Here is a 17,020-nt window from a genome sequence, read left to right on the forward strand (position 1 = left end):
TTCCCCCCTTTTTTCCCTAACTTTTTGTTGTATAGTCACTTCAACCCAATCGGCCTAAATACTATTAGCAGAAACGATAATGAAGAATATTGCGATTGTTGAAGATGAAGCAGCGATAAGAGAGAACTACACCGACGTACTCAAAAAGCATGGCTATATGGTGCATGGTTACGACAACCGCCCTGATGCCTTACACGCCTTTGAGCAAAAGTTACCTGACTTAGCCATTATTGATATCGGCCTGCAAGATGAGATCGACGGTGGCTTCTCGTTATGTCAATCACTACGAGCGATGTCACCGACTGTGCCGATTATTTTCTTAACCGCCCGTGACAGCGACTTCGACACCGTATGCGGATTAAGAATGGGGGCTGATGATTACTTGACCAAAGACACCAGCTTGCCCCATTTGATAGCCCGCATCGCAGCCTTATTTAGACGCAGTGATTTAATGGCGATGCCCACTGAACAAGACAGTCTGATGGAACGCGGACACTTAACCATAGATAAGAACCGCATGCAGGTATGTTGGAAACAGCAAGCTGTCGAACTTACCGTCACCGAATTTTGGATGGTTTATGCGCTTGCTAAGCGCCCAGGTCATGTAAAAAGTCGTCAAGACCTAATGACAGAAGCGCAGGTTGTGGTAGATGACAGCACCATTACCTCGCACGTTAAACGCATTCGGAAAAAGTTTGTACAAAGCGATAGCGCGTTTGATCGCATCGATACCGTGTACGGCATGGGTTATCGCTGGGGCGGCGAGTAAACCACGGTATATCGATGATAAAAAGCAAGAGTAGAGATTGTAGGACACGTTATGTTTAAATTCGCAGTAGGCCTTCGTACCAAGGTTATTCTCATTTCCAGCTTGCTATTGGCACTGCCATGGCTTGGCTACAAATATGTCTGGGAAATGGAGAAACTACTGCGTCAAGGCCAAGAACAGACGCTGATTGGGACAACCCGTGCAGTGGCAACGGCCTTGAATGAGCGCCCTAACTTGTTTAATGATCAAGCTAGTTTCCTCAGCAACGTCAAAAAAGGCCGTGACTTATACGCCTATAGCCTGCAATCACCAATTAAACTGGATGGCCATTTAGCCGATTGGACAGCATACCAAACCAACATGACTCACTACGGGCGTGAGTTTAGCCAATTTAGCCGCCGTCCGTACTCAGCTGATAGCCTGAGCTTTCGTCACACGATAGGGAAATATCAAGGGTATTTGTATGCCATGTTTGAGGTTAATGACCAGTTCCCTGTGATGCGTCGAAAAAATTCACTGCGAGTCGATCGAAATGATCATCTGATTGTAGCTTTTACTTCACATGATAATGTGTTTCACCGCTATGTGATTGCGGCCTATGAAGATGGCTGGGTAAATGCCTTTGAGGTTAATGGGGATATTGCTGATCCTAGTAACCTCTCTCCTGCTAATCATATCCAAGGCTATTGGCGTACCACAGATAATGGCTACAACATTGAATTGCGACTACCGCTGTCGGATCTTGGCAGCAAATTAGGCTTCACCTTTTATGATGTCAACAATCAATCAAATCGGATGATTGATGCCATTATTGGTACCTCAAACACCTCGCAAGCGAGTCGCTTAGGCACGGTATTAATCCCCTCGCCTGAAATTGATAAGATCCTTAAAGGCATGGGCCACACCAGTTCACGTATTATGGTTATCGACCGCCACCAGCGCGTGCTAGCGCAAAGTGGCGATATCCAAGATTCTAATGGTGTATGGTCGACCTCAGTAAAGTATGACGATCGTGATAACTCATGGTGGACGCAGTTTGAAGAAGCCTATATCCACCCCATTTATTACCGCTTTTTCATTTCAGAACCCGAAGCCTTTTCAGACAATGCGCAAGATGCCGCTTGGCTAAAAGGCGTGCCCGTTGCACAGGCGTTACAGGGGCGCGGCTATTCACAATGGCGGATGTCGTCCGATGGCAAAGCATTGATCCTCTCTGCGGCCTACCCAATATGGCTGGGTGACAAAGTGATGGGGGCTGTCATTGCCGAAGAATCAACCGTGGGCATTCAAATGTTGCGTAATCGCGCGCTAGAAAAGCTCTTTAATGTGTTCATCGCCATTATTGCCATTGGTACATTAACGCTATTTTTGTTTGCCTCTAATATCTCTTCTCGTATCCGACGACTGCGCGATGAAGCTGAAATCGCCATTGATAGCCAAGGCCGAATTAAGCAAGACATGGAAGCCAGTGAAGACAGAGATGAAATTGGTGATTTATCACGCAGTTTGAGCGCGATGGTGGGTCGATTAGGCCAATACCACCATTACCTTGAGAACCTGTCATCACGCTTGTCTCATGAACTCCGCACCCCTGTTGCTGTGGTACGTTCATCGCTAGAAAACCTATCGATGCACAATACCGATGCAGATTCACAGCGTTACATTGAGCGTGCAGAAGATGGTATCCATAGGCTCAGTACCATCCTATCAAGCATGACGGAAGCCACCCGCATCGAACAAAGCATTCAAGGCGCAGAAAAAGAAACCTTCCCGCTGAACGAGCTTGTATCAGGGTGTTTGCAGGGCTATCAAATGGCGTTTCCTGAGCAGACATTCAGCGTCAACGTGCCAAAACAGCCTTTGATGTTTGAAGGTGCACCGGATTATCTGGCGCAGTTGCTTGATAAGCTGATAGCCAATGCAGAAGAATTTAGTCCAAACGATAAACCAATCAATGTGGTATTACACAATGAAGCAGACCATGCCCTACTAACAGTCAGTAACTATGGGCCATTACTCCCTGCAAACATGGAAAACCAATTATTAAATTCCATGGTATCGATTCGAACGCAAGAGAAGAAAAGTAAACCGCATCTTGGATTGGGGTTGTATATTGCCCGCCTAATTACCCATTATCATCATGGCGATATACACATTAACAATAACGCTGACGGAACTGGGGTAGAAGTCACAATCAAACTACCTCATACAGAAAAGCTACAAAATAGTTAAACGGTAAAGTATTACCGTCATAACAATGGCAACCACAGCAATTAAGAGTTCAAAATAAGAGTCATGCATTATTGTTATCTCCAATAAAACAACGCCTAACGTGTGTCGCAGCATTCGCGATACACCATACCATTAGCGTTTATAAATTCATCATATGCGAAGCAGCTAGATAAGACCTGAACGACCATGAGCTATAGCGTTTTATTTATACCACCTCGGAAAAAATCTGAAATGACATGAAACGCATCACCCATTTTCAATCATGATTCCCATTCATTCCTTTCATGAATTGCTTAATTCAAAGAAGCGGCAACAATGCTTATTTTCTAAACCCAACGTGTAATTTAGAGCGAAAATAATGTGCGGTATCGTGATGTTATCTTTGAAAGGGTTGTATAGGGTGAAACAAGGCTATCGCAGTTTAATGCTCATCTTACTCACAGCGTACGCAGCGCCGAGTCAAAGTGAACCGCGCGATGTTAATCACCACATAGATCTGCCTTTTAACCAATACAGTGCATTAACTTTACTGGCTAAATGGCAAGTGAGTTCAACGGAACTCCCCGCGTTTATCGAGATGAGCAATGACAGCTTATTTGGGACAGACGAAAATGAAAACAGCGTGCGTGATGATTACGAAAAAGCCTTACTCAATGCCTATCAGAAACCTGAATATGTCGTCATGGGGTTGCTATCAACCCATGTCTGGCAACGCTTGTTGCAGTTAAATGTTGACGTCAATACAATCAAAACCAACAAAGAAGCCATCTCACTCTTAGTCAATAGCATGTCGATTAATCACTGCTATTACTTATTACAGCAAGTGGATCAAAACCTAATGTCACCGTTACTGGTGTACTTTAATACCCAACAGCGACTAGACGCGAAAAAAAACGCAGAGCACCAATTGCTCACCATTATTGGCAACCAGCAACATAAAATTGAATTCCCCACAGAGCCTTGTTCGGTGTTTGCGAATCTGATCCACTCTGAACCGATCCAACAATACATAGAGATTAACAACAATATCTAACACAGCTAACGCTCAAGTGAATTCAGCTAAGCTAGCTTATGCTTACGGCTCTTAGCCGTCAGTTTTCTTCTTGAGAGTCTAACTCAATGCTGTCTGCCGAAGCATGTTCACTGTCATCGCTATCAACATCAAGCAATAACTCTTTCTCTTTTTCCACTAAAGCAATGTATTCTTGCTCACACACAGATTGAGTGATCATGTCTGCGCCATAGGTATCTAAACAAAGCTGGATATATTCTTGTTTCGATAATAAATACTCGGCCTGAGCAAATGGGCTTAAGCACAAAAACAATGCCCCGACCCCGCATCTAAAACCGTGCTTCTGAACTAAATGCTTATTGGCTGTACATTTTTCTAAGCCAGTTTCTCGCATGATCCTATCTCTCATTGCCAGCACCTCATCCCCTCACTTCCTATCCAATACCGTGGATCACTTACTGATCCAGATTGGCACTATCAGTTAAGCAAAGAACACAACATCAGGTTGACTAGAATATGAGACTGGATTAAATCGATGGAAAATCGACAAAATAGCAATGGTGCTCTCGATAAACACGGCGAGGTACTTTCGAGAAAATAAGTAAAAAGGCGTACAGTGAAAATGTGTATTGCTAAAAAATAAACATAGATATAAAAAGCGGGTCATAAAAAAAGAGAGCATAGCCAACGGCTATACCCTCTTAAATTACAGCATTAACACGATAACGTACTAAAGAATTCAATATATTCTGTAAGGCAGTACAGCACCTAAGCGTTAACACTATGGTGCGATCTTATAGCGCCCAATCGCGATTTTGAAGTACAACGCGATAACCGTCGATATCTTCAAATGTTTTACCAACGCCATTCCAATAAGGGTTGTTTGACTCTACAACATTAAAGCCAGCATCGATCATATTACGGCACGCGCGTTCCCATTCACGGCTACATGCGATGTAGAAAACTAACAAGTTATCTAACGTAGCTGCTCGACCTACGGTTACACCATGCTGCTGTGTAAACTCAAGGTGGTAAGGGTGGTTGGTATGACCTAGCACAACGCCATCGAATCCATCATGATCTTCAAATTGCTTGACCATTTCAAAACCCAAGGCTTTGCTGTACATCACCGCAATGGCTTTTAGGTTATCGGTTGGGCGAACAACACGTAATGTTGCATCTCTAGGTATCATTTCTCATCGTCCTCTGATTATCGTTTTTTTATGCTTTGGTGAAACTGGGGAAGTAACCAAAGTAATAAGTGTTACAAGCACAATAAGCATTGCACTGTATATATTTCAACTGTGGCAATTGGTCCCTATACCGTCAAGTCATTATTGCTCTAAACCTTGTTTTAAATCATAGCTTTGCTACTTGCGACACATTTTCAAGAACAAACTTAATGATTTTAGAAATAGTTCTGCTTTTTAATAATAGATAACCTTATAGGTAAGCGTATGATTATTAAATTAATTATACTGAATAAAGTTTCCAAACAGCCTTTTGCTTACGAACGGTCTAAGTTCAAGCACAGTTTAACAAATCAAAAAGTTAACAAGAATGAACCATGAATAACGTCACTTTTCATTAAGCTCAGGGTATAATGCAGCGGAAAATCTCTTTCGATACAAGGTAAAAAGGACATAATGAGTAAGCTCTTCACCTTCTTAAAAGGTATGGCAATGGGCGCAGCCGACGTTGTTCCCGGCGTTTCTGGTGGCACGATTGCGTTTATTACAGGGATCTACGATACACTGCTGGAAAGCATTCGCCGTATAAACCCGAGCCTTCTAAAAATCTGGCGCGAAAACGGCTTTAAAGCCGCATTTGAGCACATTAACGGCGTCTTTTTGATCTTGTTGTTTGGCGGGATCCTAACCAGTATTTTTACCTTAGCGCGCGTTATCACCTGGATGCTGCACACGCATCCAATCCCACTATGGTCGTTTTTCTTTGGCTTAATCATTATTTCTGTGGTGCATATGCTAAAGCAGATTGAAAGCTGGAAAGTAAGCCGCGTTGTGGCTTTGCTAGCTGGTGCTGCCTTCGCTTACGGCATAACAGTACTGCACCCGCTACACATGGAGCCAACCTCACTTAATCTGCTACTTGCAGGTTCAATTGCGATTTGCGCCATGATTTTACCGGGTATTTCAGGCAGTTTTATTCTACTTCTGCTGGGCATGTATGCGCCTATCCTAGCGGCTGCGAAATCACTGGATATTGCGACTCTGGCACTCTTTGCGACAGGCTGTGTGATTGGATTACTGAGTTTCTCGCATGTCTTATCTTGGGTACTACGCAATTACCGTGACATCGCCCTCACCTTCTTAACGGGCTTAATGATTGGTACACTAAGCAAAATCTGGCCGTGGAAAGAAACATTAACATGGCGTACTAATTCTAGCGGTCAGCAAGTGCCACTCCTCGAACAGAACTTATCGCCATTTAACTTTGAACAAGTAACGGGACAACCTTCACTTATCATCTATGCGGTAATCGCAATGATCCTAGGTTTTGGTTTAGTCTGGGGCTTAGAGAAGTTCGCAAGCGACAAATAATCTACTCAAAGCGCCTTCAATGGCGCTTTCTCCTTCTAAGTTCCGCCCCTTCAACTAACACCCACATCAAACCTTTTGATAAATTTCTCACTATAAAGTACGGCTTTAGCCTAGCTCGCTCACAGAAACCAACCTTCAAGCTGTTGATTGTTAAAATAAGTGGTAAGATTCACAAAATTGTTACAAAACAATCAACTACTATGAACCTAGCACTTTCATCTTCATCATTAACATTGGCTGTAAAAAGTTTCATCTTTTTCGCTCTCGGCATCGCAAGTTACGAGCTTATCAATCATTACATAAGCCCGACGGCACCCTTCACCTCTCAGTGCCAACTGACCAGTACGCCATGTCAGGTTAATGAAGCAAGTTTGTCACTAGAAAAGGATCTTGTTAATCCGATGGTCAGCAATACCTTATCTGTAAATTGGGATGCTATACCAAAAGATATCGACCGTTTGCAGCTTTCGCTCGAAGGGCATGAAATGATGATGGGCACGTACAGGCTCATTCTCACCCGCAACAAAAATCAGCAATTTTCAGGTGATTTATTACTCCCTGTATGCACGGAAGATGCTATGACTTGGTTTGGTACTGTCGCACCTATCGATGCTGATGTACCCATCGACCCTCTGCACATTTCAGTAAGGATGACAAAATGAAATTCCAATGGATTGTTTTAGCGTTAGCACTTGGGGCTGGCTTACTAACCCGATATATCATGGACCGAAGTGAAGCCCCTACTTCTGCCTCGCACACGCCAACTCAACTTGAAAGTGTTGATGTTAACGCTCTATACAGTGGTGAAGATACCATTAACTTATTTGCTCAAGATGATAAGCGATTACGTGTCGTCTATTTTGGTTATACTCATTGTCCTGATGTCTGCCCGACCTCACTTGCTGTGTTATCCGCCGCATTACAATCATTACCGCAAGATAATTTAGCGCAGCTGTGGCCCGCCTTTATCACATTAGATCCTGAACGCGATACCCCCGCAAAGAGCGCTGAGTATGCTGGCTACTTCAACAAAAGCATTACTGGCCTTTCTGGCTCAGATGCGCAAATAAAGGCATTAGCCGAAAAGTACGGTGTCCTTTACATGCGAACCGAGATGAAAGATTCGGCGATGAAGTACTCGGTCGATCACAGTTCATATTTTTACCTATTACAACCTGATGGCACGTTACTCGAAAAAGTGCCACATACATTGAACAGCGCCATTTTAGTCGATGCTATTACACGTAACCTGCCCCAGCAGCTTGCGGCAAATTAGCTCATATAAGGAAATAATAATGAAACTGAAAACACTTGCCTTCTCCTCTCTTCTTCTTGCTTCAGCAACGGCGTCAGCAGATGTCATGATCCATGACGCGTATGCACGAGCGACGCCACCAAATGCCGTGAACAGTGCCATCTTCATGCACCTTATGAATAAGGACGACGCAAGTCGCCAAATTATTGATGCACAAAGCAATGCTGCAAATGTTGTTGAGCTACATAATCACATTATGGCTGATGGCATGATGCAAATGCGTAAAGTGGATAGTATAGCGATCCCTGCAAATGGCATGGCAGAGTTGAAACCAGGTGGCATGCATATCATGCTATTGGGCTTAAAAGACAGCTTGCAAGAGGGAGAAAGCGTTAAGCTAACGTTGAAATTTGCCAATGGGGAGACAAAAGAATTGTCAATCCCAGTGAAAAAAGTGATGGCAGGAATGAAGAAAGCACACGATCACACAGCAAAAACAAAAACCCAATAAGCATTCCAAAACCAAGTAAACATCAGCGATACAGACAGATTTCTCGCGATTGAGAGCGCTATTTTTAAACAATTAGATTTTTTAACGAGCATTTTTAGGAAGTTATGCCATAATCAATTTGCCGACTAAAACATTTTGTTACTCGGTTTGTAGTGGCAAACTAGGAGAATGTAAAAAAATGAATCGTTCATTACCTATCCTTGCTGGTATCATCTTAAGTGCAGCTCTTGTGGGTTGTTCTAGTTCTGATGAGCCAGACGCAATGCAACAACTAACTAACAAAGTTGACATGTTATCTGACCAAGTTGGCGCGCTACAAAGCCAACAAGATCAAATGGCTGGCGCGGTGAACGATGCGAAAGCGTCGTCTGATGCAGCATACCAAGAAGCAATGCGTGCTAATCAGCGTATTGACAACATGGCTAGCTCATACACAAAATAAGCAATATTGTAATGAAAAAGTGGTGCACTTAGCTGCACCACTTTTTGTTATTTGTAGGCTTTATACCGTCAAACCTCTTGCCTTAAGAGCAGCTGATAGCTGATGCCTAACCTTCATTGCCATCGCCATCATGGTTTGATATCGCCCACTCTTACTTTTTCTGTTTACTTTTCCCAAAATTCGCGCTTTATCCATCTATATAGCAAGCGATAGCTTTCATGCTAGTCAATTCATACATTCTGCAACTATATCGTCATCTAAGCACAGGATTAGGGTAACAGGACCTGAACACCGCACCAGGTGAATGGCGATAAACACCAAAGAATAAAAAAAGCGCGGAGGCCGCGCTTAATTAACCTAGGGAGATAGTAGAAAAGAAGACTCCAGACACATCACTGCTAACTAGTTCAGCGCTTTGATCTCTACCGGAATACCCATCTGCAAATTCAGCGCAGCATTTAAGCGAGCGTAAGCCCTGTCGTCATTCGCTATCGTCAGTAAAAGATCTTCATTGGCTTTTACCGTTTTATCTTTGCCCAGTTGAGATTCTGTTTTGGAAAGCGGTTGGTGAACTTCTACATATAAAGAACCATCCGGTTCTTCTGTCTGCTTGAGTGCTTGATCAATAATACGCACCTTAGTGCCTTTCGGTATTTGTGGGAACAGCCACTCAATGTCCCACGGATTCATTCGAATACAGCCAGAGCTCACCCGCATGCCAATACCAAAGTCTTTATTGGTTCCGTGGATCAAATATTGTCCATTGCCGTGGGCTAAACGCATCGCATAATCGCCAAGAGGATTATCAGGGCCAGCAGGTACAACGGCTGGTAACTCAATATCTCTTTTTTCGCGGTATTCTTTGCGAATATTCGCGGTAGGCGTCCATGTCGGATGCTTGGTTTTTTGGCTGATCTTTGTGGTCATTAATGGCGTTTCTCGCCCTACTCGCCCAATGCCGATAGGGAAAACATGCACGACATCCTGATCGTCAGGAAAGTAGTACAAACGCAATTCTGCCAAATTAATCACAATACCTTCACGATCAACCTTAGGCAAAATAAGCTGCGTTGGGATCGCAAGTAATTTCCCTGGAGCAGGCAGGAAGGGATCGACGCCTTTATTCGCTTCCAGTAACGCTAAAAAGCCCACGTTATATTCGTTTGCAATATCAGCAAGACTATCGCCTTTTTCAACCTGATAGTACTCCATGGTACCAATCAAATTACTATTATCTTCTGGGAGTGGATATTCAATTGCATTGGCAATTGATGATGCTAAGCATGTTAATGATATAAGTAATGAGCGATACACTGCCGCGCCTCCTGCCATATCAACACCATAACTAACTTATGATCTTATAAGTATGGCAAATTCTTTGCTGTTCGTTGATTGAGTTGCTCTCAGGAATAATACCGAGGCTATTTATTCATTGTTATAGCAGATCAAACTACACGATTAAACTCACGCTATTGTCATCCGAATAACAAAAAAGGTGGCATAAGCCACCTTTTGGTCATCACTTGCAATATTTAGTATGAGACTTACCGCAGTAGTACTCTAGATAGCACAAACTTACGCATACTGCGCTGTCAGCAACTTCCACGCTTTACGTTGTTCATCAAGGCGAGATTTCATTTGTTCGTACTGCTGAACAAACTCAAAGTTTTCGTAATGCTTCACTAGTCGCGCTTTTCGTAATTCAAGCATGCGTTTTTGTGCACTATAATAATCTGAAATTTTCAGCATCAAGGCGTCGTATTCTTCTTCTAAACGCTCAAGTCGCACTTGGCTATTTGGCGCATCTGCTAATTTGGTTTGGAGTGTTTTAAGCAGCATGGTTGCACGCGCCTTTTCAATGCGGTCTTCAGGGCATTTACGCAAGTTCTTGGTCAAACCAAACCATGAACAGGCTTTAATTAACCATTTTGTCGGATCAAACTGCCACCAGCGAATACCATTTCGGTAATCATTCTCAAAAATATGGTGATAGTTATGATAGCCTTCACCAAAGGTTAAAAAAGCTAAGAACCCATTATCACGCGCCGTGTTTTTATCCGTATATGGCTGAGAGCCCCAGATATGTGCCAGTGAGTTGATAAAAAACGTCGTGTGATGGCTCAAGACTAAGCGTACAACACCGACTAATAGTAATGCCCCCCATACATCCCCATGGATCAGTCCGAAGACGAAAGGAAAGCCAAAGTTTGTTACCAGTGCCAGCCATGCATAGTTGCGATGTTGCCACATGACAATACTATCTTTTTGTAAATCTCGGCAATTTGAATAATCAGTGTAGCGTGATGCTTGGTACTCACGCAGCATCCAACCTATGTGGCTGTAAAAAAAACCGCGCTTCGCTGAGTATGGATCTTTGTCGTTGTTATCAACATGGCGATGATGAACACGATGATCAGAAGACCAATGAAGGATACTATTTTGCAAAGCAAACGCCCCACCAATAGCAAAAATGAACTTTAGTACCCCATTCGCTTCATAGGTCTTGTGTGACCAAAGGCGATGATAGCCCGCAGTGATCGATAAGCCGCAAAAACTGAATGCAACCAACAACATCAGGCATTGTGCCCAATCAAATCCAATGTAATACGCATATAAGGGGGTGCCTATCGCAGCGACACCTAAAGTTAAGCTAAAAATTGCCACATTTAGCCAAATCACTGGCGGTTTATTCGTTTCCATCTGCATAACTCTCAACTCAGCGAACAAGTGTACGCTAGAATAATCACCGACAATTTGTAGGTCAATGACTATTTGCGATTTATGTTAACAAATGTAAACAACACACCAATAATGTTAACCAAATTGCAATGGAGCAATGCTAGTTACTGCGGTAAACATTGATTATTCAGATGAATCCCCGCATTAACAAAGCGCGAAAATGGATCGCCATAGTCTTGATGATCGGCTTGATAATAAGAGGCTGGCATCGATTTCAGCCCACCTTGTTGCTTAAGTTTGGCATGTTCTTCACGGGTGATCACAATATAAAATAGCTTTTTTTCAAGCACAGTGCGCAATGCAGTTAGCGACAATTGATCGTCCCGCACCATAGCTTTTAACTGACCAATAAGCACTGATGATGGTAAAAACCACTCCCTCACTAATTGCTTTCTGTCTGTAATGCCGCGTGCCTGTAACGAACGCGGCGCAACCTTGAACACCCCTTCCCAATCAATTTTGTCATTCTTGGTAACTAACCCATGTAAGTGGCAGTAATAAGATTCAAAGAAGATCGGCAAATAATGAAAGCGTTCTGCGTTCACTTCTAAATAGATATGTTGCAATTCAAGATTAAGATGAAAATTCTTCACCGTATGACCTATATAACATGATGAATAAAAACAGCACGCATGCTTAAAGCAATACGACACGCAAACAAAAAGAGCAGCCTAAGCTGCCCTTTCAATACTTTACATCATTTACGCTACTGTTTCGGCTCTTGCTTCTGATGCATTTGCACCATGCTCTGCGTGTTTAGCTAGATGTAGCGCATCAAGCTGCTTTATATCTCGATACAGCATAATGCCAACGACACTGCTTAATGCAATATTTGATAATGGTAGCGCTAACCATACTCCTTCTGCCCCGAACCACATAGGCAGTAAGAACAAGAAAGGCAGCTGAACCAGCATATTGCCAATAGTGACAAACAGTGACTTCGAGCCTTTCCCGACTGACTGGTAGTAAGCCGCGGCAACCACTAAGAAGCCATCAAGGAACATGGCAAATAAGTGCAGACGCAATCCCAGTACCGTATGGTCGATCAGCGCACTGTCCTCACTATTAAAAATGCTCGCAAATTGATACGGGGCAATATTCACTAAAATAACGAATAACACACCCACAACAACAGACACAACCATACCCAGTTTCAATGCTTTGCGGATATTGCTTTGATTACCGGCACCGTGGTTATAGCTCACTAATGGCTGCATACCACCCGCAACACCTTCAGCCACTAAATAATAAACCGTGACAATGTAACCAAGGATCGCATATGCCCCCACCATAGTGACTTCACCGTATTTAATAAACTGTACGTTGTGAAGCGCTACCATAAAACTGCCGTATGCATACATGAAGAAGCTCGATAGCCCAATCCATGCAATGCCGCGGCAATGCGCTAGCGAGAATGACAATGTTTTTCGTGTTAAACGCAAATCTGCTTTGTTAGTAAAAAAGTACCCAAGGCCAATTAAGGTCACTAGGCTCTGAGAGATAGCCGTTGCAATCGCAGCCCCCATGAGCTCCCACTGAAACCAAGCAATCAACACATAATCCAATGCAATATTCGCAATCGCACCCAGTACCATCAATCCTGTTGCAAAATTAGGACGACCGTCGTTACGTAGCAAAAACGGCACGGCAATCGAACCAAAAGCAAAGATCACGGCAAATGCGAGTACCGAGATATATTGATGGCCCAATGCAAGCACTTCACCAGTCGCACCTTGCAAAACAAGCAAATCATGACCAAAACGAAACAAGATCAACGACGCCGCGATACTTGCAATCAATAAAAAGATAAAGCCAGTCGATAGAATACGCTGTGCTTTGTTGTGATCACCCTCGCCTTTACTTACCGAGCATAAAGCCCCCGTACCTACACCAATCATTAGGCCAATACCCAGTACGGTACCAATAATAGGCCACGCCACGTTAATCGCTGCTAAACCTTGTGCCCCCACATATCGACCGATAAAAATACCATCGACCACTTGATATAGGCCATTCACTAACATTGCGGCTATGGTTGGCAATGTGTAACGCCAGAATTGACGTGTAATAGACTCTGTCGGTTTAACCATCTGTTGCATATCTTGCATACTAACAAATCTCGTTCATTGTCATGTGAACATACAGGTAAAGCTGACCTTATATCGTCAACTTGGTAAACAACTTCGCTAAGAGCGATTCAAGCTGCTGGTATTCTTGTGGGGATAATGCGCCCGCTATTTCATCTGAGAAATTGGCATAAATAGCATCATCATGGTCGAGTTCCACCTTGGCTTTATCCGTTAGCACAACATGATTCACGCGTGCATCCTCGGGACATGCTAATCGGGCTATCAAGCCCCGCTTTTCAAGGCGCACTATCATGGCGCTAGCCGATGGTTTACTCACTTCTAATTTTGTTGCGATATCCGTCAAGCGCATTGGCTCATCGGCATACTGAATCACTTTGAGATAATCGTATTCATTGAAACTCAGTGAAATCTCATTTTTATTTTCTTTGCAATGTAATCGCCACAGCTTGGCGCTATAGCGTTCAATGTGTTCTAACGATGTTTTTAGCTGCATGATACCAGTCCCACTCTAATCACCGCCCTTAATAGTTAGTTAGTCTAACTAACTATTAAATATTGGTCAAAGTTTTCAACGCGACCCTGTCACTTATTTACAATCGCAGTCATGTCAATTCTCCTCCTAACATGGCAGCGAGTGATCCTAATAGCTTGCTAAGTCGTTTTAATCGCAATAAAAATCAAAAATAGTGAAAGAAAAATGCGACTAGCAAGGTCAATACTCATAACCTCTTAATACCTGTAGTGAGACAAGGATGAAATTAATCAAGAAGCCTCGATGGGCCATCAATGAAAACGACGTCACCCCAGAGACTGTCTATAAGCAGCGTCGCGATATTCTAAAAAAACTTGGGATCACGTTAGCAACCTTGCCAATCGCAAGCCAAGCACAGGCTGGGATCTTTGATATTTTTTCAGATAAAAAAGAGGCCTCGCCAGCCCTCGATAAACGCATCGTGCTTAATGCCACCAAGCCTCAACAATACCAAGCGCCTTTATCGTTAACACCTGAAGACAAAATATTGAAATACAATAACTTCTATGAATTTGGCACAGACAAAGCCTCGCCAGCCGAATTAGCCAGTAACTTTGTTACCGACCCATGGAAGGTCGAAATTGATGGCATGGTTAACTCACCACTAACGCTGGACTACGATGATTTATTCAAAAAATTCACATTAGAAGAGCGTATTTACCGCCTGCGCTGCGTGGAAGCTTGGTCAATGAATGTCCCATGGATTGGTTTTCCTCTTGCGGATTTGATTAAACTTGCCGCCCCCAAAAGTGATGCTAAGTATGTCGCCTTTGAGACCCTATACGATCCAAAACAAATGCCAGGACAAGCCTCTCGCCGTTTAGGAGGTGGAATTGATTACCCTTATGTTGAAGGCCTTCGTTTAGATGAGGCCATGAACCCATTAACCTTAGTTGCCGTTGGTTTGTATGGGAAAAACCTTGCGCCACAAAACGGTGCCCCACTCCGCCTTGTTGTTCCTTGGAAGTACGGCTTTAAGAGCATTAAATCCATCGTCAGGATCAGGCTTACAGACAAGCAACCACCAACAACTTGGAATCAACTCGCCGCGAATGAATACGGCTTCTACGCCAACGTCAATCCTCAAGTTGATCATCCACGCTGGAGCCAAGCAAGTGAGCGTTTTATCGGTGAAGGCAGTTTATTCAGTAGCCGCAGACAGCCCACAACCATGTTTAATGGTTATCAAGAAGAAGTGGCCAGTTTGTATAAAGGCATGGATTTAAGGAAAAATTACTAATGCGATTAACCCCCAATCATATTTTTTACCTCAAGTTGGCTATCCATACTATCTCGCTTGGTTTTGTCGGGTTATTGGTAGGGTTAGTCATCACTGAAGGATTGGGGGCCGACCCAGTCCAAGGGCTCAGCCACTTTACAGGTAAAGCCGCCCTTAACACCTTAATTATTACCATGCTGATTTCACCAATCGCTAAGCACTTTAAGCAAGCGGCCTTGATAAAAGTACGCAGAGTGATTGGCTTATACAGCTTCTTTTGGGCTGGTCTTCATTTACTGAGTTACATCACACTCGACCTTGGCTTTGACTGGGGGTTAATCGGCAGTGAAATTGTCAGCCGCCCATACCTTGCCATTGGTGCTATCAGCTGGGCTATTTTATTCTTACTCACACTGACATCGAATCAGTACTTGCAAAGACAACTAGGGAAACGATGGCAAACACTGCACAATACTGTGTATATCGCATTAGTACTCAGCCCCATTCATTACTATTGGTCTGTTAAATCAGGCATTATCGAACCGGCTATTTATATTGGCATTTCGATTTTACTGCTGGCACTTAGATGGAAGACATTCAAACGTTGGTTACCGCAAACGGCAACAAGGAAAAACGTCACCGCAAACTAATAAACAAGAAGCATATTAATGATCAAACATACGTAGTTGAATGGGGGTAGCTTCACGCTTCTTGATGCTGAAACCAGCAAAAAGTCGCTCTCTCAGCAATTCTTGTAAGACATCGTGGAATTTTCTGCTAGGATAATCAGATCTTAGCGGTATTATTCAGTTAACACTTTGTCTTTCATGTTGTTTTCGAGGTTCCACCTTGGTCAGTGATCTACTTACTGTCAGTATCCAGCAGTTTCAAGCTGACTGCCAACAATTATGCGAACAGCATTACCCTACGGTACACAACCGTGGTATGCGCGAAAACCACTTAGGTAAAGCTCTTTGCCGTCGTATTATGACGACCCTGTTGCAGTCTGATATTCACGCTGACCTTAGCCAGATTGAAGATACCAACAACCTGCCTCAACCTATTTTTAAGCTACAAACACAGTCTTTTACGATTTGGATCGTCGCACACCGCTTATTAAGTGCCAACTTAGCGCGTCGCCAAGCGCTATTAACAGCCGTCGATAGTGTACTGACTCAACAAAACCCTGAGCAAGAAAACCATTTATTGGTTGTTGCAGATCATTGGTTTGATCGCAGCAAAGCCAGCAAGGAGATCCCTGCATGGTGGCTTGGCCAATTGCCTGTAGAAATAGATAACTATGTAAAAGATGGTATCCGTTTACTTAGCAGCTCAACTAGCTTAAAAAACACCCTGCAAGACAGTTATGCGATTGATGATGCCCACCTACAAATACATCATCCACTTCACCGTACCAGTGATCACGCCATACTTCATAAGTATATTGTGCTAACAGGCCATTTTCGTATAAACGCTGCATAATGACCAAAACACACCTAACGCAAACGTTTCGCTTGCTAAAACATGCTGCTATATTCGCCAAAAAGCCCGTTCACTCAGTGTTAAAACTAGAGCTGCATCACATATAGTGCGCAAATAATTAAGAACTGATTTGCAAGATTTTAGATCTCAGTATTATCTGCGCATCATCCGTGACT

The 17,020-nt window shown here is 43.3% G+C and carries 18 protein-coding genes; 11 read left to right on the top strand and 7 right to left on the bottom strand.

Features of this window, described 5'->3' with window-relative positions; all coding sequences use genetic code 11:
• The first annotated feature begins 79 nt into the window (after positions 1-79).
• From pdsR to OCU77_RS19625, 3 genes are all read left to right on the top strand, one after another.
• Positions 80-769 carry a proteobacterial dedicated sortase system response regulator gene (pdsR, locus tag OCU77_RS19615; RefSeq protein ID WP_107302696.1) on the top strand — a complete coding sequence of 230 codons (690 nt, stop codon included), beginning with the start codon at positions 80-82 and terminating at the stop codon, positions 767-769.
• 51 nt (positions 770-820) lie between these two features.
• On the top strand, positions 821-3,001 hold the full coding sequence (gene pdsS, locus OCU77_RS19620; RefSeq protein WP_048899041.1) for a proteobacterial dedicated sortase system histidine kinase: 2,181 nt from the start codon (positions 821-823) through the stop codon (positions 2,999-3,001).
• A 400-nt stretch (positions 3,002-3,401) separates the two neighbouring features.
• Positions 3,402-4,034 (top strand): hypothetical protein, encoded by a 633-nt coding sequence (locus OCU77_RS19625; protein WP_144414907.1) that lies wholly within the window; start codon positions 3,402-3,404, stop codon positions 4,032-4,034.
• Between the two features lie 58 nt (positions 4,035-4,092).
• On the opposite strand, the gene OCU77_RS19630 is transcribed toward OCU77_RS19625, so the two are convergent.
• Together OCU77_RS19630 and OCU77_RS19635 are read right to left on the bottom strand one after the other, a co-directional pair.
• Positions 4,093-4,422: a hypothetical protein gene (locus tag OCU77_RS19630; protein WP_146156700.1), complete on the bottom strand. Its 330-nt coding sequence runs from the start codon at positions 4,420-4,422 to the stop codon at positions 4,093-4,095.
• A gap of 385 nt (positions 4,423-4,807) precedes the next feature.
• Positions 4,808-5,206 carry a VOC family protein gene (locus tag OCU77_RS19635; RefSeq protein ID WP_048899038.1) on the bottom strand — a complete coding sequence of 133 codons (399 nt, stop codon included), beginning with the start codon at positions 5,204-5,206 and terminating at the stop codon, positions 4,808-4,810.
• Between the two features lie 453 nt (positions 5,207-5,659).
• Between OCU77_RS19635 and OCU77_RS19640 the strand changes: the two genes are divergently transcribed.
• The 5 genes from OCU77_RS19640 (at position 5,660) to OCU77_RS19660 (ending at position 8,782) form a co-directional block, all read left to right on the top strand.
• A complete protein-coding gene (locus OCU77_RS19640; RefSeq protein ID WP_107302698.1) occupies positions 5,660-6,574 on the top strand; it encodes a DUF368 domain-containing protein in 915 nt (304 codons plus the stop codon).
• A gap of 200 nt (positions 6,575-6,774) precedes the next feature.
• Positions 6,775-7,236 carry a hypothetical protein gene (locus OCU77_RS19645; RefSeq protein ID WP_048899037.1) on the top strand — a complete coding sequence of 154 codons (462 nt, stop codon included), beginning with the start codon at positions 6,775-6,777 and terminating at the stop codon, positions 7,234-7,236.
• Positions 7,233-7,850, top strand: a complete 618-nt coding sequence (locus OCU77_RS19650; protein WP_048899036.1) for an SCO family protein — start codon at positions 7,233-7,235, stop codon at positions 7,848-7,850. The genes OCU77_RS19645 and OCU77_RS19650 overlap by 4 nt, the downstream gene beginning before the upstream one ends.
• A 19-nt stretch (positions 7,851-7,869) precedes the next feature.
• A complete protein-coding gene (locus tag OCU77_RS19655; RefSeq protein WP_048899035.1) occupies positions 7,870-8,340 on the top strand; it encodes a copper chaperone PCu(A)C in 471 nt (156 codons plus the stop codon).
• 178 nt (positions 8,341-8,518) lie between these two features.
• On the top strand, positions 8,519-8,782 hold the full coding sequence (locus OCU77_RS19660; protein WP_048899034.1) for an Lpp/OprI family alanine-zipper lipoprotein: 264 nt from the start codon (positions 8,519-8,521) through the stop codon (positions 8,780-8,782).
• Between the two features lie 402 nt (positions 8,783-9,184).
• Here OCU77_RS19660 and OCU77_RS19665 read toward each other — a convergent pair whose 3' ends face one another.
• From OCU77_RS19665 to OCU77_RS19685, 5 genes are all read right to left on the bottom strand, one after another.
• On the bottom strand, positions 9,185-10,096 hold the full coding sequence (locus tag OCU77_RS19665; protein ID WP_048899060.1) for a L,D-transpeptidase family protein: 912 nt from the start codon (positions 10,094-10,096) through the stop codon (positions 9,185-9,187).
• A gap of 261 nt (positions 10,097-10,357) precedes the next feature.
• Positions 10,358-11,482 carry an acyl-CoA desaturase gene (locus tag OCU77_RS19670; RefSeq protein ID WP_048899033.1) on the bottom strand — a complete coding sequence of 375 codons (1,125 nt, stop codon included), beginning with the start codon at positions 11,480-11,482 and terminating at the stop codon, positions 10,358-10,360.
• A 143-nt stretch (positions 11,483-11,625) separates the two neighbouring features.
• Positions 11,626-12,114: a hypothetical protein gene (locus OCU77_RS19675; RefSeq protein ID WP_048899032.1), complete on the bottom strand. Its 489-nt coding sequence runs from the start codon at positions 12,112-12,114 to the stop codon at positions 11,626-11,628.
• A gap of 108 nt (positions 12,115-12,222) precedes the next feature.
• Positions 12,223-13,629, bottom strand: coding sequence for an MATE family efflux transporter (locus tag OCU77_RS19680; RefSeq protein WP_275576063.1), 1,407 nt, complete (start codon positions 13,627-13,629; stop codon positions 12,223-12,225).
• A gap of 49 nt (positions 13,630-13,678) precedes the next feature.
• Positions 13,679-14,104, bottom strand: a complete 426-nt coding sequence (locus OCU77_RS19685) for a MarR family winged helix-turn-helix transcriptional regulator (RefSeq protein WP_048899031.1) — start codon at positions 14,102-14,104, stop codon at positions 13,679-13,681.
• Positions 14,105-14,363: 259 nt separating this feature from the next.
• Here OCU77_RS19685 and msrP point away from each other — a divergent pair, with 259 nt between their 5' ends.
• From msrP to OCU77_RS19700, 3 genes are all read left to right on the top strand, one after another.
• Positions 14,364-15,383 carry a protein-methionine-sulfoxide reductase catalytic subunit MsrP gene (gene msrP / locus OCU77_RS19690; RefSeq protein WP_048899030.1) on the top strand — a complete coding sequence of 340 codons (1,020 nt, stop codon included), beginning with the start codon at positions 14,364-14,366 and terminating at the stop codon, positions 15,381-15,383.
• Positions 15,383-16,012, top strand: coding sequence for a protein-methionine-sulfoxide reductase heme-binding subunit MsrQ (gene msrQ, locus OCU77_RS19695; protein ID WP_048899029.1), 630 nt, complete (start codon positions 15,383-15,385; stop codon positions 16,010-16,012). The genes msrP and msrQ overlap by 1 nt, the downstream gene beginning before the upstream one ends.
• A 199-nt stretch (positions 16,013-16,211) precedes the next feature.
• Positions 16,212-16,844, top strand: coding sequence for a hypothetical protein (locus OCU77_RS19700; protein WP_048899028.1), 633 nt, complete (start codon positions 16,212-16,214; stop codon positions 16,842-16,844).
• Positions 16,845-17,020: the final 176 nt, after the last annotated feature.

This window comes from Photobacterium swingsii, assembly GCF_024346715.1.
GTDB classification, from domain to species: domain Bacteria; phylum Pseudomonadota; class Gammaproteobacteria; order Enterobacterales; family Vibrionaceae; genus Photobacterium; species Photobacterium swingsii.

Bases quoted from the DNA above. Each gene is read 5' to 3' on its own strand.
- pdsR (WP_107302696.1), top strand. From the start codon at position 80: ATGAAGAATATTGCGATTGTTGAAGATGAAGCAGCGATAAGAGAGAAC.
- pdsS (WP_048899041.1), top strand. From the start codon at position 821: ATGTTTAAATTCGCAGTAGGCCTTCGTACCAAGGTTATTCTCATTTCC.
- OCU77_RS19630 (WP_146156700.1), bottom strand. From the start codon at position 4,422: ATGAGAGATAGGATCATGCGAGAAACTGGCTTAGAAAAATGTACAGCC.
- OCU77_RS19635 (WP_048899038.1), bottom strand. From the start codon at position 5,206: ATGATACCTAGAGATGCAACATTACGTGTTGTTCGCCCAACCGATAAC.
- OCU77_RS19640 (WP_107302698.1), top strand. From the start codon at position 5,660: ATGAGTAAGCTCTTCACCTTCTTAAAAGGTATGGCAATGGGCGCAGCC.
- OCU77_RS19645 (WP_048899037.1), top strand. From the start codon at position 6,775: ATGAACCTAGCACTTTCATCTTCATCATTAACATTGGCTGTAAAAAGT.
- OCU77_RS19650 (WP_048899036.1), top strand. From the start codon at position 7,233: ATGAAATTCCAATGGATTGTTTTAGCGTTAGCACTTGGGGCTGGCTTA.
- OCU77_RS19655 (WP_048899035.1), top strand. From the start codon at position 7,870: ATGAAACTGAAAACACTTGCCTTCTCCTCTCTTCTTCTTGCTTCAGCA.
- OCU77_RS19660 (WP_048899034.1), top strand. From the start codon at position 8,519: ATGAATCGTTCATTACCTATCCTTGCTGGTATCATCTTAAGTGCAGCT.
- OCU77_RS19670 (WP_048899033.1), bottom strand. From the start codon at position 11,482: ATGGAAACGAATAAACCGCCAGTGATTTGGCTAAATGTGGCAATTTTT.
- OCU77_RS19680 (WP_275576063.1), bottom strand. From the start codon at position 13,629: ATGCAAGATATGCAACAGATGGTTAAACCGACAGAGTCTATTACACGT.
- OCU77_RS19685 (WP_048899031.1), bottom strand. From the start codon at position 14,104: ATGCAGCTAAAAACATCGTTAGAACACATTGAACGCTATAGCGCCAAG.
- msrP (WP_048899030.1), top strand. From the start codon at position 14,364: ATGAAATTAATCAAGAAGCCTCGATGGGCCATCAATGAAAACGACGTC.
- msrQ (WP_048899029.1), top strand. From the start codon at position 15,383: ATGCGATTAACCCCCAATCATATTTTTTACCTCAAGTTGGCTATCCAT.